We start from the raw sequence: 21,128 nt of genomic DNA on the forward strand, positions 1-21,128 counted from the left end.
TATTAATGAAAACACCAACAGGGGTGGATTTCACGGAAAATTCATTGTAATTTTGCACCCTTAATCTTTTTTAGCATGCGAATTGAAAAATTTCAATACATCAGAGAATTCAGTCAGTATGAAAACCGTGAAGTAACCATCAAAGGGTGGGTGAGTAATAAACGCGACAGCAAAGGACTTGTATTTTTAGTAATGCGCGATGGCAGCGGGTTTACACAATGTGTGGCCGACGCCGCAAAATTGAGCGCCGAACAGTTTGAGGCTGCAAAACGCCTTACCATGGAAAGTTCTGTAACCCTTACAGGAACTGTGGTTAAAGATGAACGCCAGATTGGTGGTTACGAAATGCAAATTTCCAATATCGAAATAATTCAGGTTGCAGATGAATACCCGATTTCAAAAAAAGAACACGGTGTTGAATTTTTAGTAGACAACCGTCACCTCTGGCTGAGAAGTAAAAAACAGTGGGCGATGATGCGCGTCCGTAATCGCGTAATTTTTGCGATTCACAACTTTTTTCAGCAAAACGATTTTCTGCAAATGGATGCGCCGATTTTTACCGGCAACGCCTGCGAAGGCACATCAACTTTGTTTGAAACCGACTTTTATGGCCGTCCCGCTTATTTAAGTCAAAGTGGTCAGTTATATGGTGAAGCACTGGCATTTGCACACGGCAAAATTTATACGTTCGGACCAACATTCCGCGCCGAAAAATCAAAAACCCGTCGTCACTTGTCTGAATTCTGGATGATAGAACCCGAAATGGCGTTTTATAATCTGGACATGAACATGGACCTGATCGAGCAATTTTTAAAATTTGTGGTGGCAGATGTTACTGAGTTTTGTAAAGAAGAACTCACCATTTTAGAGCGCAATACCGATTTTCTGCAAAATGCAATTAAAATGCAGTTTCCAAGAATTCATTACGATGATGCAGTGGCCATTATTCGCGGTGAAAAAGATGTAGATGGAAAAAACAGTATTGTAACGCTGGAAAATGATTTGAAAGAATTAAATGAAAAAATTGCCGGCTTACAAAATGAAATTACCGAACGCGAAAATAAAATTGCTTCCGGTGCTTTAAAAGCAGGTGAAATTAATTTTAATAAAAACAAAATCGATACACTTAAAAACGAAATAAAAGACTTGCAGGAAAAAGCAGATAATATTCCACAATGGTTAAATTCTGCAAGAAATTTTGTGCACGGCAACGACTTTGGTGGTAGCGATGAAACAGTTTTGACACGTTTATTCGCCTGCCCAATCATGGTGTACAACTGGCCTGCAGCCGTTAAGGCATTTTATATGAAGCGCGACCCGAACGATCCGCGTTATGTAAAAGGTGTTGACGTTTTAGCACCTGAAGGTTATGGTGAAATAGTTGGTGGTGCCGAACGTGAAGACAATTATGAAATGTTGCTCGAGCGTATTAAACATGAACAATTACCGGTGGAAGCATTCGACTGGTATTTAGATTTACGCAAATACGGAACCGTTCCGCACGCAGGTTTTGGATTAGGTTTAGAACGTATGGTGTTATGGATCAGCGGCGCAACACATATCCGCGAAGCAATTCCTTTCCCACGTTTTTACGGTCGCCTCGAACCATAATCAAATAAAGGGATTTATCATTGTATAAGCAAGTACGGGCGAATCAACATTCACCCGGCTTAGCATGCCTTTTTTATCGATATATCCTATCGACAAAATCCCATTCCCCAATATTCATTATACTTGCATTGCAAAAACCGCCACAATGAATACCATACCTACCGTAAATCTCGCCGATTTTTTATCGGGCGATGCAGAAAGGAAAAATAATTTCGTACAAAGCCTTGGTAAAGCATACCAGGAAGTGGGCTTTGTTGCCGTGCAAAATCATGGCATCAACCAACAATTGGTCGACGATTTTTATAAGGCAGTGGAACAATTTTTTGCCTTGCCCGATGAAGTGAAACTGCAATATGAAGTACCCGGATTAGCAGGGCAGCGCGGATTTACCTCTTTCGGAAAAGAACACGCAAAAAACAGCAGCGCAGGCGATTTGAAAGAGTTTTGGCAAATTGGGCAAACCATTGAAGATGGTGAAGTGGTTGCAGATAATTATCCTGCAAATGTTAAGGTAAAAGAGATTGCAGCATTTAATGATTTGGGTTACAATTTATATAGAGGATTTGAAAAATCAGGTCGCTCATTATTACAATCGCTTGCGTTGTTTTTGGGGTTAGATGAACATTATTTCGACGAAAAAATACATAACGGAAATTCCATTCTCAGGGCAATTTATTATCCGCCAATTACGCAGGAGCCTGCCTCTGCAATTCGCGCCGAGCAACATGAGGATATTAATTTAATTACCCTGCTGGTAGGCGCTTCTGCCGACGGACTGGAAGTGATGGATACTGCAGGAAACTGGGTTGCCGTTAAAACCGCTCCAACCGAAATTGTTGTGAACGTTGGCGACATGCTGCAAAGGCTTACCAATAACGTTCTGCGCTCAACCACCCACCGTGTTGTAAACCCGCCGCGTGAAAAATGGCATACACCACGTTTTTCAATTCCATTTTTCCTTCATCCGAAATCAGAAATGAGCCTCAATTGCCTGGCCGATTGTGTTACCGAATCCAATCCGCTTGCATACGAACCAATTACTGCCGGCGAATATCTGGATGAACGTTTAAGGGAAATCGGGTTGAAAAAGTAATTTTTAGCCTGTCACATTTTGCCATTTTTTTGTTGCTTTTATATGGAGCAAGTGTTGTACCTATGCAAATCGAAAAAGATTTCTGCTATTTTTGCCTAACCTAAAATATTTTTTAAAACCCGAATTATGAAAAAATTAATAAGCCTACTCAGCTTTGTTGCCTTATTAGGCACTGCAAATGCACAAAAAGGAGTTGTAGATGTTGTTGGATTGCACCTTGGTTTACAAGGCGGATTTAATAGTACCTGGATTCTGAATCAAAACAATTATGGTTTTCAGGAACTGGATTATTCCAGAACCTTTGGTTTTTCAACCGGATTGGCAATTGGATATAATTTTACGAATACCATGGGTATTCAGGTAGACCTCAATTATGCAACCATGGGTCAGGATTATTTTGATATATCTAAAGACTTTTGCAATATCGATGCAAACGGTGATAACAAACCTGAAAAAGTTGAAACTTACCGTTACGTTGGATTAAACTATGTGCAAATTCCAATCATGTTCCGTTACCAAAGTACAAGAACAAAAAAACAAATGATTTCTTTTCACGCAATGGCAGGTCCTTCTTTCGGATTTTTATCTGCAGCAAGTATGAGTTATGAAGCCGATACTGCATTTACCGGAACGATATATACTATTCCTGGTGAAACAATTGACTATATGGTACCTGAATTTTCACTAACTGCAGAAAATGAATCAGCAGATGCATATTTTTCAGGTTTCGATTTAGGATTTACCCTCGACCTCGGTGCAGATATTTTTGTAACTAAACAATTATATATTACACCTGCTGCAAAATTTTATTACGGATTAACAGATATTAATTCTGCACCAACAAGAGAAAGAAGAAAAGATATCGAAACTACCGATTATACCGGCGCTTCAAGAAATGCATTTGGTGGTATATCAGTTGGTATTCATTATTTATTAATCGCCGATTAATTTATTCCTGAAATAAATTTATTGAACTTACTATAATAGAAAAAGCCGCGTCTAACTAAACGCGGCTTTTTCTATTAATAATATTTTCTGATTATTCTACAACTACATTCGAACTTACAACATGTCCGTTGCAGCTAACTTTTACCATATAAACACCTGAACTCTGATTGCTTAAATCTACAGGAACTGCAATTACACCATTTGCATTGCTGATGTTTTTGCTGTAAACCTGCTGACCAGTAATATTTGTTACAATAATATCTACTGCATCAACCGGTGCTGTATTTAATTCTACAGTAAACATTCCTTCGCTCGGATTCGGATAAACTTCAAATGAATTTAATGATGAAATTTCTCCTATTGATGAACAAACTTTTACTTCAACTTCTACACCTGATCTAACGCTCGGGCAAGCAAAAATGCTGTTACCTGTTACGTGCCAGTCGTAGAAATAATACCAGCGTGATTCATCAAAACTACTGTTGGTAATACTTACTAAACCATCAACATTATACGGATAACTTGTTCCTGCAGTACTGCGTTTTAATTTCGGAGAAATATCGCCAAATGTTGCAGTATTAGTAGCATCACTTGTGCCTAAACGATAGTTGCTGCCAACCGGAATATCAAATCCTAAATCAATAACTGTTGTTCCTGATGGAATATTTACGGTTAATGAATTTACAACAGTTCCCGCTGCATTGCGCACTTCAATAGTACGATCGCCCGGATAATCAGTATATACTTTTACACTTTCTAATGTAAAATCTTCTAACACATCAAATACTTCATATCCGTTATAAGGAGAACCTGTGCTGTAATCAGAACCCTCATGGTTTGGCTGACCAACATAAGTGTCAATTGCACTGGTAATTTCAGTTACATTCTCAGCATAAAAAGAAGTATTTTCAAATAATGCTGCTGTAGTTAATGTTGAACCTGTGCCTAATAATGTTCCACCAACCGGAGCATTATACCAGTTAATAACACCATCACCTGTTGCAGTTAATTCAGTTGCAGAACCAATACAAACTACATCAGCAGGATCAATTGATGCCATTGTGCTTTCAATCATTTCTACAACAATAGTATCAGTATAAATATCACCACATTCACGTTCAACAAAACAATAATATGTACCGGGTTCAGTAATCGTAATCGCATTTGTTGTTTCACCACTCGACCAGTTATAAGCTGTTCCAATTGGAGAAACACTTAATTCAACAACTTCGCTTGCACAAATTGTTAAAACACCTGTTTCTAATTCAGAACCACCTGTTGAATTAATATTTAATTCAGTTAAAACTTCAGGTTGTTCAGTTAACGTAATTGGAACTGCAATTACGTTATTGTTATCACTTTCTTCAATATAATTTCCGTTAGGGTCAATTTCAACAACAATATAATAATCGCCGTTACAAACACCTTCTGGTAATACGATTTCCATACCATCAAGGTAGTAATCATAAATATCTAAATAACCAACAGAAATACCCTGATTGGTAATAGCGCAATTATATCCGCCACCACCTAAACCGTAATTTTCAATAGTATTTGTTACAACAGTACCATCATCTTCACGACAATAACCGTAGTTACTTGGAGAAGCACAGTTGGCCAAATCCATTAAACAAAATCCCATTTTAGTACCGTAACCAAGTATCGGCCATTCGGTAGGATCTTCTACACCATCAATTGGTTTACGTAAAGTATAAACACCCCAGTTGTCAGTATGGAAGTGACCGTGGTCAGGGTGGTAAGTCATTGTTCCCGCAGCTTTTTCCCAATTGGTCATTGTTTCACCGCTTTTATGATAAATGCGCTGATTAATAATCTGTTTTGGAGCAGAACCGTCGTCACATAAACTTAATCCGCCCGGACTGTAAATCGTATCGCCACCACATACATAATAGTCGGTTGCTACAACGCGCAACGGGCCGTGGCCGATGTTTGGCGTACCAACACCCAACAAAATCTGACCAGGGTTTTCAACCGTGTTTTCAGGTTCTGCAAGATGGTCGTAAGAAGCTGTCATGTCAGGTAATAAATCGCAATCATTTGTTCCGTCGAGACAGTGACAATCCGTTGCATTGGTTACGGTGCACTGATTGTAAGCTACAAATGGCGCCGCAGCCATAAAAAGGAGTAATAATTTTTTCATATTAATTAGTTGATGAGGTTAATGCCTTTTTGAAAGGTGACGAAAGTTAACAATATTTTAAATATGTCCCAAAAACCTACAGGTTTATGAGATTATTATGGCAATTATTTTATTAAATAAGATGTCACAAAATGGCAATTTATTTGCAAAAAAGCCGGCTCGCCCATCTTCACAAAAAGGCATAAAAAAACCCCGGCAACTTTCGCTGCCGGGGTTGGTTGTAATGTTTTATTTAATTTCCCAGGTTTCTGAACCACGAATCAGTTTATCTAAATCGCCTTCACCTTTTCCTAAGGCAGCGTTTAACTGTTCGTTCATCAAATCCTCATAAGTAGCACGTTTGTCGGTAGCATAAAATACGCCGAACGGACGAGGTAAATGACCGTCAATAGCAGGGTTATCAAAAATTCGCGCTAAAATTTGCGCTTTATAAATATCAGTTTCATCGTGAATCCACAAATCATCTTTCGTATAACCGGCATTCAAATCTACGGCAACAGGTGTAAATCCGTCTAATTTAATACCCCAGTTATCGGTTTCGCCAAATACTAATGGCTGACCGTGACGCACAAATAAATCGTTTGTTTTTTTGTTCGCTTTTTCAGTAAATACCTCAAATGCACCATCATTAAAAATGTTACAGTTTTGGTAGATTTCTAAAAACGATGTGCCTTTATGTGCATTAGCACGAATTAACGATTCCTGTAAATGTGCAGGGTCGCGATCCATACTTCTTGCAACAAATGTTGCATCAGCACCAAGTGCTAAAGCAGCAGGATTAAACGGATGATCAACCGAACCCATTGGTGTTGATTTCGCAACTTTTCCTAATGGTGATGTTGGTGAATATTGTCCTTTTGTTAATCCGTAAATTTCATTGTTGAACAATAAAACGTTCACGTTAAAATTTCTGCGTAATAAGTGAATCATGTGATTACCACCAATTGATAAACCATCACCGTCACCTGTAACAATCCAAACACTTAAATCAGGACGCGCAGCCTTTAATCCGGACGCAACTGCAGTAGCGCGACCGTGAATACTGTGCATTCCAAATGTATTGGTATAATAAGGAAAACGCGAAGAACAACCGATACCCGATACTACAACAATATTCTCACGCGGAATACCCAATTGTGGTAACACAGTATGCACCTGTTTTAAAATAGAATAATCTCCACAACCGGGACACCACCTAACTTCCTGGTCAGTCGCAAAATCTTTCGCCGTTAATTGAATCGTTTCGCTCATAATATTTTTTTATTTTTTTCCATTCACCGAAGTGAATATTTTTAATTTAATTTTTTTTAATCAATTTGCTGTTGTATCAAAATGAACTTTAAAAATTCTCATTCCATCTAACCTCAAAACCGGCTGTTTAATCAGCACATTAGCACATTAGCACATCAGCACATCAGCACATTATCACATTAACTCCATAATCGCCTCAATCAACTCACCACTCGTAATCGGTGTTCCTTTAATTTTATTGTACGGAATAGCAGGTATCATATATTTATCTCTTAATACCTTCACTAATTGTCCGTTGTTAATTTCAGGAACAATTACTTTATCGTAGCTGAATAAAATTTCACCTAAATTTTTAGGGAAAGGTTTTAAATAACGAATATGTGCGTGCGCAACTTCATAACCATCGGCTAATAAATGGTTAACAGCACTTTGAATTGAGCCGTAAGTTGAACCCCATCCAACAACTAAAACTTTTCCTTTTGAAGGACCACTCTCAATTGTTTGTAATGGAATATAATCAGCAATACGTTCAACTTTTTCTTCGCGCAATTTCACCATAAATTCATGGTTATCGGCGTCGTATGAAATGTTACCTGTTTCATTTGCTTTTTCTAAACCACCAATGCGGTGTTCCAAACCTTTGGTGCCCGGAATTGCCCAAGGGCGACTTAGTTTTTCATCGCGTTTGTATGGTAAATATGGCGAACCATCTTCAATCGGTTTAGCAAATTCCACTTTTATTTCAGGAAGGTCTGCCGATTTCGGGAATTTCCAAGGTTCAGCACCATTGGCAATATAACCATCGCTCAACATCATAACCGGAGTCATGTGTTGTAAGGCTATGCGGCACGATTCAAATGCAACATCAAATGCATCACTCGGACGAGCAGCAGCAATAACCGGCATCGGACATTCGCCGTTTCTGCCGTATAATGCCTGTAACAAATCGGCTTGTTCTGTCTTGGTAGGCATACCGGTTGACGGACCTGCGCGCTGAATATTCACAACCACCAACGGCATTTCCAGCATTACTGCAAGACCCATCGCTTCACCTTTAAGGGCAACACCCGGACCTGAAGTAGTAGTTAATGCAAGGTGACCACCAAAAGCGGCGCCTATTGATGAACAAATGGCAGCAATTTCATCTTCTGCCTGAAAAGTGCGCACACCAAAGTTTTTATTCGCAGCAAGGGCATGTAAAATGTCCGATGCCGGCGTAATAGGGTATGAGCCTAAAAACAATGGTAATCCGCATTTTTTACTGGCGGCAACAAAACCCATGGCGGCAGCCTCATTACCCATTATACTGCGGTAAGTGCCCGGATCCAGTTTTGCAGCTTCCACTTTATAACGAGAAGCAAAAACTTCAACGGTATCAGCATAGTTATAACCGGCTTTCAGTGCGCGCACGTTGGCTTCCAGCACATCCGGTTTTTTACTGAATTTCGATGTTAAAAATCGTTCAGTCGATTCAAGTGTGCGGCTATACATATAGTATAAAAAGCCGAGCACAAACATATTTTTACAACGATCCTTCTCCTTCACACCCATCGTGATATCGGAGAGGGCTTCGCGGGTAAGTTTCGTAACGTCAATTTTAATAACCTGATAGCCATCCAGTGTACCATCTTCCAGCGGATTGGTTTCCGCATTGGCGAGGCGCATGTTTCTTGAGTCAAAACCATCTGTATTGGCTATTACAATAGCGCCTTTTTTCAGTGCGTATAAGTTCACCTTTAAAGCGGCTACGTTCATGGCAACCAGCACATCACAGGCATCGCCCGGCGTGTAAATTTTGCGGCTGCCAAAGTGTAACTGAAAACCCGAAACACCCGGCAAAGTACCTATTGGTGCACGAATTTCGGCAGGAAAGTCAGGAAATGTGGCCAAATCGGCCCCTAAAAGTGCAGTGTTAGTTGTAAACTGCCCACCGGTAAGCTGCATACCGTCACCACTATCGCCGGCAAATTTGATGACTACATCTTCAAGCGTTGTAATATTCATATTTAATTTCAATTGTTTCGGTGGCCATATCGCCAACCGCTTCGGGGCGCTAAGTTAAGGAATTGTGGTAACAAAAATGGTGATTAAATAAAAGGAAAAACACAGGCAACTAAAGGCAATTTGGGGGCATGCCGCAGTGCCTTTTTCCTCCGAAGCAAACATCCTGCTGCGGCACCGCGCTTTACGCTCCAAATCCTCTCCCGCAGAAAAAGCGGGATGCGGGTTTTCCGCTGCAATCGCTTGCCCGGGGTTTTGAGGTCTTTTTTTCGTTTTTCGGCGACTGCAAATTTGTCAGAGTCCCTAAAACCTTCCAGGTTTAAACCTGGAAGGTTTTAGGGACTCAAAAAGTAGCATTAATAAATATAGCTTAACCGCTTACACTTTTGTTACAATTATATTTTGGATTTAAAATCGAAAATTTAAAGGGCAAAAGTGCATGAAAAAACCTTCCTGTAAATTTGTCAGATTTGTTTTTTTGATTTTTGCTGAATTACCAGTCAGAAAATATCATTAAAAGCTTCAGTCAATACTTTTAATTGCTGATTAAATTAAAATCAGTTTAAACTTAACTCAATTAAATTTTTAAGTATGGCTTTAAAATTTGCATAATTAAATTACTATGAAATTTGATTGCCTTTTTATCGGGTTCTTTTGTATTAGTGAGCAAAAAAGTTCTCATCCATCCGTCAGAAACTATGAAAATGGTATAGAATGCATATTCCCGGGCCTGTAAATCAAAACCGGAATGAAATAAGTGCATTTCATCAAATGCTTTAAATGCACCATAAATCATTTCCTTTCTTCGTCCCATTAAGTTCCTATATGATTTTAGCAGGTTGGGGTACTGACCAATCGTTTTTGGCGATTCCACAAATAAAAATCGATACTTTACTGCTAACTGAAATATTTGTTCAATATTAAGCATCAGCAAAGCATATATATCCTGTTCAAGTTGCGCCGGGATTTTAGCAGCCTCAATTATTTCATGGTCCAATTGGTCAAATATGGACATCAATAAAATTTCTTTTGTTTTAAAATAATATCGAACATGCCCGTCGCTTATCTGCAAACTTTCCGCAATATCTCGAAAGCTGGTTTTATTGATACCCTGCTCATTAAACAAGGTAACAGCATGTTTTAGAATCTCATTTTTCAACGGGTAAGAAAATTATTTTGCCTGTAAAATTACGGAAAACAGGTTTAATGAATTTGAAATACCTATAGTAAAGCACAGTGCTCAGCCAATTAGCCCGGTATAAATACCTTTTAAAAAAATTAGCTCATTTGAGCTAATTTGTAAAATATTATGTACCTTTGCCTTAAAAAAAGCAATGCAAACGAAAATAAAAATCACCGACACCTTTGACTGTTCACTAGAGCGGGCCTTTAAAACACCTATGCTTTGCGATGTTACAAAAGTTCATACCGGTTTTGGGCTAATGCCAAAAGTTATTCAAACTACAAACGACGAAAATTGGGGCAAGCCGGGCTCAAACAAAAAGGTTTTTGTAGCAAAATCGCTCACACATAAAGGTGGGTTTGGCTCTGTAGACAATGTTATTGAACGCATTGAAAATTCCTATTGGAAAATAGAAATAAACAACTTTCAGGCTTGGATGCTTGGATTTTACAAGTTTGTAGGCGAGTGGAAAACCACTACACTTGAACCGAATAAAATTAAAATCGAATACACCTATACCATGTATTCAAGAAATCCATTATTATATCCATTAAATTGGCTATTTACCAATATTTTTTGGAAAAAATATATGCAACATGTATTGGAAAACATAAGGCAGTTAACAATCAACAATGAACCTTATTTATACGCTTAAAATAGGCTGAAGTTTTACATCCGGTTCTGCTGCAGCACAGCGCTTTACGCTGCAAATCCTCTCCAACGAAGCGGATGCGGGTTTTCTACTGCAATCGCTTTCCCGAGGTTTGTGTGTAAATATGAAGCTACCGCTAAAGAAATTGTCGGAAACTATATTTAAACCTTAATATATTTAATACGTATTTCTAAGGGTAAGTATTAAATTTATTAAACATTACATACTGAAACTTACCCTTGGCATGGCTACTAATAGATACTTAATTTATTTACATAACGAAATTTATCGTTCTGAACAACAATAATATAAATACCGTTTAAAAAAATATCAGCAGAAATTGAAGTGTTAATATTTTCTATTTTGTCGTTGAAAATTAGTTGCCCGGTAATAGCATAAATAGAGATATCGGAATTAATCATTTTATCTGGAATGTTAATCGATATTACATTTCCGCTATATGTCGCAGTAAGTGTAGACACATCGCTTTTAATTTTTCCGGCATAAATACCATGCCCACAATCAGTGTTAAAGGCATAATCTTTAATACTAATAAATTCTACGGAATCAATTATGGCGTACCTCATCCATCCATGGTAATAACAATTATCAATATTTAACCTGAACCCAAGTAGCAAGTCTGCTTCAGTAATTGCAGGCGATTGTGAAGAAAAATGCCAATCTTCAATAATAGATGATGCAAAATCACAATCCACCTCCCGATGTTTTTTAGTAATACCTAAATATTGACCGGAAACAAATTGTGCTGAGGAATTAATTAAATAACCTGAATCTAATCGGTTAGCCCAGCAGGAACCATAAGAAGGGTCCACGCCAACTATAGCATTTCCATCACCCACCGGAATCACACCAAACTGATCAACAGTATAGCAGTGGTCATAACCCAAGGTAGAGTCCCAAAAATGCGATTTAGTAAAGCGGAAATCATTATTGCCATCTAAATCCAAATCAATAAGAATATCATCACCATAAACTAAATCCGGATTAACATCTTCATAAATAATTTGTGCGTTTATATCGTTACTTATTGCCAATAATGCAGTGGCAACGGAAGAATATTGTAACACTGAAAAAGTCTTATTGCTCATTTAAGGTTTGGGGCATTAAACATCAAATATAATATAAATCCGGCTTGCAATACATTGCCTTGGCTTTTTAATGATGTGAGGTAAAGCCTAATTTAAGCATTTTATAAAATTCATTTCTATCTGCACTATCAGGAAGTCCTGATACTTGCCCATCTCCTAGTTCTATAATAATTAACGCTCCAGTTTTTTGTCGGGCTATGTCCATGCTGAAAAAATTACTTTCCACGCCTTTTGCAATTTCCTCAAATTCTATTATATCCGGCTTAGGGAAACTGTATTCACCCTCCTCCCAATAGTTATATATGCCTACCAATTTTTTATTGAAAAAAAATAACCGATATTCTTCTGTTAATGGCATCCCGCTTTTTGAATGAATGGTTAAATCGTTAAGTTCCACAAACTCCCTGATTACGATTCCTTCGTTTAAATATTTGTCGCGGAGTTCTATAAGTTTACGTATCGATTGTTTTAGTTTATTTATGTCAGAAGCATGTTTAACGTAACACGCAGTTTCCCAATGGTGTTTTTCAGATTTCACATAGTCCTTCAATATAACAGCTTTATCTCCAAATATTTTCGATTTTTCTATTAAGGTCTCTATACTACTTTCATCTTCATAGTTTTCAAAAATCGTATGTGGCGTTCTACTTTTAATAAATTTTAAACTATCAGGCAAATAATGGCAATTTTGATATTCTTCAACTGTGTTAATCAGTTTATAATTTTTTGACAATAACTGATTATAAAGTATTTTATATTGCGCTGGAGTCAACATCCAGCCTCTATAAATCACGCTGGCTATTTCTTCATTTTGTTTTATTCGGTTGGTTGCAATTGACCATCTGTCGGCACTTATTAAGTCGTCATAATTAAACAAAAGTGTTTTAAATCCATTTTCACTTGCCGAAACAAATTGGTCATTAAAATCCTCATCAACCAGATTCGATTGAATCGGATTTTCACAAAATAGAATGTGTGGTTGCATTGACATTTTTTTATTCTCTATTTTAAAATTAAAATATTAAATCATGTCCAATAATTTGACTAATGCTCAAACTGTTTTTATTAATGACAATATCCTGAATTTGTGTGTTAATGACAAATGATATTCTGTCTCTGTCCGTAAAACATAGAAAATATGTTGAGGTGCCAAGTGAAAAAACAATACGATTTGTTGTTAGGCTAAAAACTGTTACCTGCAAATCCACCCCAAAAAGAAGGAAATTATGCTCTTTAATATATAAAATTTCCACCTCAATGCTGCTACTTTGCCAACCCAAGTAGTATTTAGAATTGTTTATTTCAACTGAGGCAAATTTATGGTTGTATTCATGGCTAATTAATTTATAAATGCCAGGCGCGTTGTTAAATTCAATTTCATCTATATAAGTTATTTTCGGAATCATTTGGTTTCTCCAAAATTTTAATCTTGTTAAGAATTTATTTCTATTTGCGATGTCCGAAAATTCTGGTTTCGTGTCATTTTTCTAAGATATATGAATTCAACCGCCATTTTAACATACATTTTCTTTGTTATTGCTTGCTTTTAGCATTTAGTATTTTTGTTAAATCTTTTTTAACTTTCAAATGTGTAAATAGTATTGGTACATTTAATTTAAATTGTTCTTTAATAATTGTAAAGAGCACTAAATTGTCTTTTAAAATAAAGATATAATAAATTTTGAAGTTGGAGCTTATATTGAAATCCGCATCTGCAGTGTAAACCATTACACTTTTAAATGCTCTGTATTCAGCAAAATTCTCCTCTCTACTATAATTGCTAACACGTATTTTAATATCCGGAAGTTTAAAATTGCTGATAATTTTTATTAATTTCCTCTCTGTAGCTTTTCTGTATATTACATAAGCTCCAAAAATGGTAATTACAAATAAAAGGTTATAAAAAATTCCAACGTGGCCCTGATTGCGAATTTGTCCAACATATATTAGAAGAGGTGCAATCATAAAACACCCAAATATGAAATAAACTGCTATGGTATCAATTTTATTTAACCAATTTTCTTTATAAACAAGCTTTTCCAGCTTCACGCTTTCTTCTAAGTTTAATTGGTTTAGTATTTTCATTTGATGATAAATTTTGTCTGAGATATGGCTTTATTGGTCTTAAAACTCTTAGTTTGATATGTTGAAAATAATGGGTTCTACAATACTTAATATACTAGAGCTGTCTTTAATGATTAATTATTTGTAGTCTATTACATTGTGTTGTGATTCCTCACTTAATGGCGATTTGAGCTCTTGTTCAGCTTGCGATTTGCTTAACCTTGTTCGTTCGCTGTTAGGTTGTCTGAATGACATTAAAGTGATGAATAAAACTGTAAAGCAACAAACTGATTGGGTTTTTGGCATTGGTCTTATTTTGTATGTATTAGTTTGTTTTTTTATTTAAATTGGCGATACACCACTTCCAAATTTGTATAAATGCATTTTATTTTTACTTTCAACATACAAAAATACAGTTGCTAAGGCAGGGTCATAAAAGTTAAGGTAATACCATGTGTTGGATTCAAATTCTACCGGACAAGTTTCATAATCAGTGTAGGAGTCAATGATTATTGCACTAACAAAATCATCAATACTTTCAGCCGGGGTATCATTAAGGTCGTTTTTATTTTCAATTGAATCAACAATAACTTCTCTGTTATTTCCAACTTGTAAAAAATGTATGGCAACGGTGTCGGCGCTCCATTTATAATGACCATTTGCTTTGTCGAAATATATTTTATCCGGCCAATATTCCTGCACCCCTTCCACACCGGGATTATAACATTCAAATCGCTGTGTAACGATATACTCAGCAGGTAATCCATCTTCGTCTAGTTTTAGTATGGTCAGTTTTTCAAATTTTATACCGTTTGTCATCCCGTTCGAACTTTGAACATAACGGTCGTTGATTTTTAATTTGGCATTGTAAGCCGACATGATAATCATTGCCCCAATAAGTCGGCAACCACTTAAGGTAACTACCAAAGTGGAAATTAGAATGATATTTCTAAATTGTTTTTTCATTGCTTAAAACAGATGTTTATCTCTTTTGCAATACCAATCAGGATCGCAATAGGTAATTTCACATCCTGCATAATAATAGTTTTTTTTATCCAATTTTCCAATTGGGTAGCCATAAACAACAGGAATAACTTTATCTTTTTTACCACAAATCGGGCAATGATTGTTTTTTCGAACTTTATCGTATTTGCAAGGTGGTGGAAACTTTAAATTAACTGTCAGAATTGTATCGGCAGTTACTGTAAGTCCCCTAAAAATAGTATCGCCATAAATAACGTAATTTATCCTTAAATCATATATGCCGTTTGGGATACTGTCAATTTTAAAATTGCCATCAAAATCTGTTGCTGTTCCTATATTTGTGTTTACCAACAACACGTTCGCGTAGGCTAACCCCCTTTTTTCTAACCTGTCGTAAACATGTCCCTTAATCACACCCGTTTGTCCGAAAATGTTGAGGTGGGTTAGGAAGAATATTATTGTTAATGTGAAATGTTGATGTTTCATGGTCCAGCGATAACTTGGCTCATGTTTATTATTGGATTTATTGCTCACTTAATTGTTTTATTTTCGCAGTTATCTGATTATCGTAATCTTCTAATTGGGTTGCATATTGATCAGTATCCTCCGAAATTGCTTTGCAAATTAATTCATAACTCTTTATTCTGAGTTCACAATATTCCCTCAAAATTCTATTCCTTGTTCTAATTTCCAGGGGTAAATCCAATTCGTTAAAGCTATCAATAAGTTTTATGTTTTCTTTCCAGTTGTAAATGCCGTTGTTTTTTAATTCGCTAATTACTTGTTCGTTCGGTGTGTTTGCCGGCAAATTAAAAACTGCTAATGCCTTTGTTTCCATTGTAATGAATTCTTGAATTTTTTTATCATAGATTCCAATGTCGTTTGGCATTTTATTAAAAACTACAAATGAGGAAACCAAAATTATAACAGTCATTAAACCAATGGTAGAAAATTCCAATTTTTTATTATCCGGCTTTTTAACACTTGGAATAAAAACATAACCAATTACCAGCCCGCTGATTAATCCTCCCAAATGCGCTGCATTGTCAATTCCACTGTCCGGCTTCAATCCATTCAGAATATTGTAACCAACAAATATCCCAATACTGGTAAGCAATGCTGCTCTTGCAGATTTTTCAATCAGGTTCGTGGTGAGCATGGCAAGAAAAACGCCATACATGCCAAAAATTGCACCTGATGCACCTGCACTAATCGTCATGTCGTGCCACCATAAACTTGCAATGCTAGCTGCTATTCCTGTTAACAGATAAGCTGCAGTAAACCTGGTTTTACCTAAAATCGGTTCTAAAAGTAAACCGATGTAAAGTAGCGCATACATATTCATTAATAGATGAAGAACTCCAATATGTAGAAAAAAATTAGTAATAATTCTCCAGGGTTGTCCTTCCAAAGTAATTGGTCGAAAGTTGGCTCCCCATTTTATTAAACTTTCATTATCAGGCAACATAAAATTAACACCTGAAATAACCATTAAAATAAAAATTAGGATATTCAGATTTATTAAAATAGGGGTGATGAAATAACCATCGGTGGGCTTAAAGATTGCAAAACCACCCGTTATTTTTTCTTTTGTTGTAGCCGGTGGCTGGTTTAATACATCTTGTTCTTTTGAAACTAAATCCGGTTTCAGGGTTTCGTATTTTTGATTTAGTTCTTCGAGTGAAAATGTGTTTTTTAATTCATTGAATGTCGAAATCAAACTTTCAATATTTTTCTTATTCTTACCAAAGTCAGCCATTTGGTTGCCGGTACATTCACTTTTTAAATTTGCACTTTGGTCTTCAATTTTTACTTTCACTTCTTCGCTCCATGAACTCATTGAGAAGTTTGTAAAGGCAATAAAACCTGTTTCACTGGTGTAGCTGATATTCCACTCCAGTTTCCGGGCCGCTTCAAGCATTATTACTAGAAATTGTTCTGTTGTAAAGTTGTCCAGAGGTAAGTCCTCAATGTGTTTTGGAGAAAGACCGAATGCCATAATTATAAATTCTGGTTATTAATTGTACTGTTTAATAAAGGTGTTTTCTAGAGAGCAGAACAAACTACTCTAATTTTACTGCTATATCAAAACTAACAAAATATTTTCAAAAAAGCTATAGTAGCTATTGGAAAATAGTGAATTGGAATACTGCAACTATTATGTTCTCGCTATGCCGGGTTCAATTATAAATATAAATAATACCCCATAAAGAGGTACAAATACCAAGTAGAAAAATTAAAGTTAATTGTATGCGCACAGAATTGGAATCCGGTTTTTTAGAAATTCTAGACTTGAATCATGATACTATGCCATTCACCTTCTTTGTTTAATACGAACATCTTCAACATACTTTTCAATATCGACTATTTTTTCAAATTCCTCTTTTGGCATTGAAAAACATAAATACTCATTGTTATGTTTACGGTTCATAACAATTTCAAATTCAATTCTATTTCCTTCAATGGCGTTAATTAAATAACCTTTTTTCACTAATTCTAAACTCCTTAAATAATCGTTTTTTTGCTCTGATTCCGGTATTAAATTAAGCTGATTATTTACCAGTGACATTAACTCCGTATCATTTATATAATTTGTTGAAATTATATAAAATGCATTTTCAAAAACTCTGTAACTTTTATCCTGAACTCCAATTTTCAGAATTGCTCTTGAAAAGGTTTTGTTAATAAAAAGCATGCAGATATCTACAATATTTCGCCTTATGATGTATTTCTTTGAGGCCATAAGAGCTAAAAGTCTTTTCGAAATTTCCGGATGTTCAGGCTCTAATAATGCTAAATATTCTCCAACATGTGTAAAATATATTTCAAACCAGTTTTCATGCAAACCTTTTTCAATTATATCCCAATCATCAATAGTAATCTGATTAGTGGTTTGAATTAACTCAAACGTATTTATTATTTTGACTAATTTTTCGCGGTTTATTTTATAAATATAACTTAAATCGCTATTTGAATAATATTGGTCAAGTTTTGATATTACATCAATTGAGGATTTAAATAATTTCATAGGATGATACTTTAATTTAAATACGAAGGCTAAGTTCCAATTTATGGCATTATTTACTTTTTGTGAATGTTGTCTATCTAATTTATATAGAAAATAATTCTGCGCTTGTCATATCGTTAATCTAACTTATTCATTTTGCAATTCGATTTTAAATTAGCAAAAGGGGGATAGCAGAACATAAAAACTTTATCTAAATTTTATTCCTTGTTTTTCAAGTTTGTCTGCCCCGGGTAATACTCCAATACTATCAATTTTTCTTGCAGCTAATTTGTTGTGGATATAATATTTTAATTTTCTTGATGTAACCTGTATTTCAGTCCAATCCCACAAATTTACCAACCCGTTTGTTTTATTAGTGCCTTCCCATTTTAAAGCTCCCTTTTCGTTAAAATGACCAATATGTGATTGATAAAGTTCGCCATTTCTAATTCCACCAAAGTATAGTTGTATTAGTCCCCATCCATCCGTTGAATAACGATAAGTATGCCCATTGCAACGTTTTGGGTCAAGATTGATTTTCCTAAAAATAGGTTTCCCTTTATGCCTCGGTGACCAAAGTTGAAATGTTGTTTCGTATTTGCCCGCATTAACCAAGTCGAATTTTGAAGATATTTCTTCAACTGTTTTGTATTGGCAAATCTGTTGTTCATGTGCTGAACTTAAATCGTAAATATGCAGATCTGTTTCTTTGAAAATGAATTCAAGGATTTCTAGTTTGTCTTCTTTATTTGCGTAAAAGTTGTAATTCATTTTTAGTGAGAACGAATTGTGTAATCTAAAATATCTATTCCAAGTAACCCGAACTGCTTCCTGGATTTTTGATGAAGTTAAATGTTAAAAACTAATATTAAACAATATTCACCATGCAGCGAACTGCTGCATACCGGAATTTCCGGTGCTGATTGGCAATGTTAAATCCCATTATTAAGTGCAGCAATTTCCGTTTTGATATTGTCAGACAAAACCGCACTATAATTGCTTTTTGTTGTCATAATTGCAATGAAATTATCTAACTCGTCTCGTATATAATCCTTTTTCTTAATTTTTAAGTTTTTGGAATTTGAAAATTCAGCAATATATGTCTCGTTAAATCCATCAAAGCGAATCTTGGTTAACGTTTCCAAATTATAAGTTTTAATAAAGAAATCATTAACGACTAATTTGTTGTTGTCAATTAACAATGTTGCTGTGATTTTACCTTTTATTATTAAGTGTTGAACTGATACGGAAAGGAGCATAATTGCAACATAAGTTACCAGAAAATTTGTCGAAAACCATTGGTTAATTAGATTAAGAACTAAATAAAGTAAAATCACAGGAATTGCTAAAATCAAATTTTTTATAGTAAAGGGCGACGTTGCTTTAACAAGTTGTAATTCATTTGAAATTGCCCTATTTGTAATGACATACGTAGCATAAATATTAATGACTTGAATAGCTACAAAAACGATTCCAAAATAAATCGGAAAATTGGGTATGTCTAAAATTATAGCAGAGACAAATGCCCCCAAGTAAATTGTGTTGGTTATGATTTTTGTCGTTGTCATTTTTCTGACTGTTTATGACCGGGCATGCTATTGCTAATAACGTTTTTAAGCCTTACGATGTGACGGCAAGTTAACAATAAAGTTTGTGTTTTGTAAATTTTATAGATAACGATTAATTTTCAGACCTGTGTATCGCCAGCTATTTTGGAAAACTACTATATATAACTTATTCGTAAATCGGTCTGCTCAATGAGCACCCTTTTTCAAATGAGATTCCTTCATGATATATTAACTATTTAATTAAACTTTGCAAATTAATTGATTTAGAATACATACCTGAGAAGCCAAGAAAAATTACCAACCTATGAGAAAATGTACATTTACTACTTATCAAATTACAACCTAAGTAAAAAATCAATTGGGCAGTAAGCTCTCATAGCCCGGACTGTCCCGATAGCTATCGCATAGGCGTCAACCAAAAGTGTTCATTAATTGGTTAAAATGTTCAGTGGCGTTGATTCTCTTACGTTTTTCATGGCAACAGTAATAGATGATTTGTTCTATCGTTTGGAGGCTTAAAACAGCGGTGTAAAATTGGCCATACTGTTTTATAACAAATGATGCGAGTTTTACTTTGCTGATTATTTTTTTATGTTTTTTATAAGCCTCAATCTTAATTGGTAGGTAAATGTGAACCTCAAACCATGCAATATAAAGTAGGATCATGTATAACACAGCTTCGATTCGTATTGTGTTTATTTGATCATTCGGTATTATCGATTCAATCTTAATACCTGTTTTCCAACTTTTAAATAATAGTTCTATCTGCCAGCGAGTACGGTATAAATCTGATATGTCTTGTGCCGTACAATCTGATTTATTAATGTTGGTTATAAAAATTATATACCCTAAAGCAGTATAAAATTCTTTTGAGTGATTTAGCCGTTTATCCCTATCCTGCCTAGCTTTGCGGATTTTTCTTTCTGTTGTTTTGCTATCCAGCTTTATTGCCACCAACCTTATTGGTAACTTATTTGTTTTGCCACAGAGCAAGTTTATATCAACATAATTTTTTCTCTTTATCAATTTCATTACTGATAGCTGTTCCATCGTTTTTGGGTCATACAAATTGGTATTAAAGCGTTGCCTGCTTATAAAGTAAATACCTGTAGCAATCATTTTTTCAAAAACTTGCAGCGAGTAATATCCTAAGTCACGTATTACTAAATCACCTTTTTGGCAATATCCAATATGGTTGCCGATAAACATTGTTCATTTGTTGTAAATCCAGTTATATTAAAATGTATATAGTCCTGTAATTGCATTCATAACAACGTTGATTTTTGCAACTGATTTTTGCTTGCCTTTACTATAATTGCGGAAAAAGGCTATTCATAAAGTCCGAAGTTTAATTGCCGTGCTATCTTGCAAATAAACATTACGAAATAATTTGAACTTTCCCTTTTTAGTTGGTGCACCTAAATGTTTAGTTAAAACGAGTTGGAGCAGTATTTTTAACAAATTAACCCAAGCGGTATTCATCCTTTTGAAAAGGG

Annotated in this window: 19 protein-coding genes; 4 read left to right on the plus strand and 15 right to left on the minus strand. The window is 35.5% G+C overall.

Annotation, left to right across the window (positions count from 1 at the left end; translation table 11 throughout):
• The first annotated feature begins 75 nt into the window (after window positions 1–75).
• The 3 genes from IPI65_09645 (at window position 76) to IPI65_09655 (ending at window position 3,652) form a co-directional block, all read left to right on the plus strand.
• Complete coding sequence (locus IPI65_09645) at window positions 76–1,611, plus strand: asparagine--tRNA ligase (protein ID MBK7441773.1); 1,536 nt, start codon at window positions 76–78, stop codon at window positions 1,609–1,611.
• Window positions 1,612–1,756: 145 nt separating this feature from the next.
• Window positions 1,757–2,704, plus strand: a complete 948-nt coding sequence (locus tag IPI65_09650) for an isopenicillin N synthase family oxygenase (GenBank protein MBK7441774.1) — start codon at window positions 1,757–1,759, stop codon at window positions 2,702–2,704.
• Between the two features lie 126 nt (window positions 2,705–2,830).
• The gene (locus IPI65_09655) at window positions 2,831–3,652 is read left to right on the plus strand and encodes a PorT family protein (GenBank protein MBK7441775.1); all 822 of its coding nucleotides are present in this window, start codon (window positions 2,831–2,833) and stop codon (window positions 3,650–3,652) included.
• A 91-nt stretch (window positions 3,653–3,743) separates the two neighbouring features.
• On the opposite strand, the gene IPI65_09660 is transcribed toward IPI65_09655, so the two are convergent.
• From IPI65_09660 to IPI65_09675, 4 genes are all read right to left on the minus strand, one after another.
• Window positions 3,744–5,813 carry a T9SS type A sorting domain-containing protein gene (locus IPI65_09660; GenBank protein MBK7441776.1) on the minus strand — a complete coding sequence of 690 codons (2,070 nt, stop codon included), beginning with the start codon at window positions 5,811–5,813 and terminating at the stop codon, window positions 3,744–3,746.
• Between the two features lie 228 nt (window positions 5,814–6,041).
• Window positions 6,042–7,064, minus strand: a complete 1,023-nt coding sequence (locus tag IPI65_09665) for a 2-oxoacid:ferredoxin oxidoreductase subunit beta (protein MBK7441777.1) — start codon at window positions 7,062–7,064, stop codon at window positions 6,042–6,044.
• Window positions 7,065–7,238: 174 nt separating this feature from the next.
• The gene (locus IPI65_09670) at window positions 7,239–9,068 is read right to left on the minus strand and encodes a 2-oxoacid:acceptor oxidoreductase subunit alpha (protein ID MBK7441778.1); all 1,830 of its coding nucleotides are present in this window, start codon (window positions 9,066–9,068) and stop codon (window positions 7,239–7,241) included.
• Window positions 9,069–9,642: 574 nt separating this feature from the next.
• A complete protein-coding gene (locus IPI65_09675; GenBank protein ID MBK7441779.1) occupies window positions 9,643–10,224 on the minus strand; it encodes a TetR/AcrR family transcriptional regulator in 582 nt (193 codons plus the stop codon).
• 175 nt (window positions 10,225–10,399) lie between these two features.
• On the opposite strand from IPI65_09675, the gene IPI65_09680 reads away from it, so the two are divergent.
• Window positions 10,400–10,903 carry a hypothetical protein gene (locus IPI65_09680; protein ID MBK7441780.1) on the plus strand — a complete coding sequence of 168 codons (504 nt, stop codon included), beginning with the start codon at window positions 10,400–10,402 and terminating at the stop codon, window positions 10,901–10,903.
• A gap of 248 nt (window positions 10,904–11,151) precedes the next feature.
• Here IPI65_09680 and IPI65_09685 read toward each other — a convergent pair whose 3' ends face one another.
• The 11 genes from IPI65_09685 to IPI65_09735 form a co-directional block, all read right to left on the minus strand.
• Window positions 11,152–12,009 (minus strand): T9SS type A sorting domain-containing protein, encoded by an 858-nt coding sequence (locus IPI65_09685; protein MBK7441781.1) that lies wholly within the window; start codon window positions 12,007–12,009, stop codon window positions 11,152–11,154.
• Window positions 12,010–12,076: 67 nt separating this feature from the next.
• Complete coding sequence (locus tag IPI65_09690) at window positions 12,077–13,000, minus strand: ATP-grasp domain-containing protein (GenBank protein MBK7441782.1); 924 nt, start codon at window positions 12,998–13,000, stop codon at window positions 12,077–12,079.
• Between the two features lie 22 nt (window positions 13,001–13,022).
• On the minus strand, window positions 13,023–13,415 hold the full coding sequence (locus tag IPI65_09695; protein MBK7441783.1) for a hypothetical protein: 393 nt from the start codon (window positions 13,413–13,415) through the stop codon (window positions 13,023–13,025).
• Window positions 13,416–13,542: 127 nt separating this feature from the next.
• Window positions 13,543–14,094: a hypothetical protein gene (locus IPI65_09700; protein ID MBK7441784.1), complete on the minus strand. Its 552-nt coding sequence runs from the start codon at window positions 14,092–14,094 to the stop codon at window positions 13,543–13,545.
• Window positions 14,095–14,415: 321 nt separating this feature from the next.
• A complete protein-coding gene (locus IPI65_09705; protein MBK7441785.1) occupies window positions 14,416–15,039 on the minus strand; it encodes a hypothetical protein in 624 nt (207 codons plus the stop codon).
• A 3-nt stretch (window positions 15,040–15,042) separates the two neighbouring features.
• On the minus strand, window positions 15,043–15,591 hold the full coding sequence (locus tag IPI65_09710; protein ID MBK7441786.1) for a carboxypeptidase-like regulatory domain-containing protein: 549 nt from the start codon (window positions 15,589–15,591) through the stop codon (window positions 15,043–15,045).
• Window positions 15,581–17,056, minus strand: coding sequence for a rhomboid family intramembrane serine protease (locus tag IPI65_09715; GenBank protein MBK7441787.1), 1,476 nt, complete (start codon window positions 17,054–17,056; stop codon window positions 15,581–15,583). The genes IPI65_09710 and IPI65_09715 overlap by 11 nt, the downstream gene beginning before the upstream one ends.
• A gap of 315 nt (window positions 17,057–17,371) precedes the next feature.
• Window positions 17,372–18,085 carry a hypothetical protein gene (locus tag IPI65_09720; protein MBK7441788.1) on the minus strand — a complete coding sequence of 238 codons (714 nt, stop codon included), beginning with the start codon at window positions 18,083–18,085 and terminating at the stop codon, window positions 17,372–17,374.
• 186 nt (window positions 18,086–18,271) lie between these two features.
• Complete coding sequence (locus IPI65_09725; protein MBK7441789.1) at window positions 18,272–18,835, minus strand: hypothetical protein; 564 nt, start codon at window positions 18,833–18,835, stop codon at window positions 18,272–18,274.
• Between the two features lie 161 nt (window positions 18,836–18,996).
• Window positions 18,997–19,632, minus strand: a complete 636-nt coding sequence (locus IPI65_09730) for a hypothetical protein (GenBank protein ID MBK7441790.1) — start codon at window positions 19,630–19,632, stop codon at window positions 18,997–18,999.
• 411 nt (window positions 19,633–20,043) lie between these two features.
• Window positions 20,044–20,841 carry a transposase gene (locus IPI65_09735; GenBank protein MBK7441791.1) on the minus strand — a complete coding sequence of 266 codons (798 nt, stop codon included), beginning with the start codon at window positions 20,839–20,841 and terminating at the stop codon, window positions 20,044–20,046.
• Window positions 20,842–21,128: the final 287 nt, after the last annotated feature.

Source organism: Bacteroidota bacterium, from assembly GCA_016706255.1.
In the GTDB taxonomy this organism is placed as follows: domain Bacteria; phylum Bacteroidota; class Bacteroidia; order Chitinophagales; family BACL12; genus UBA7236.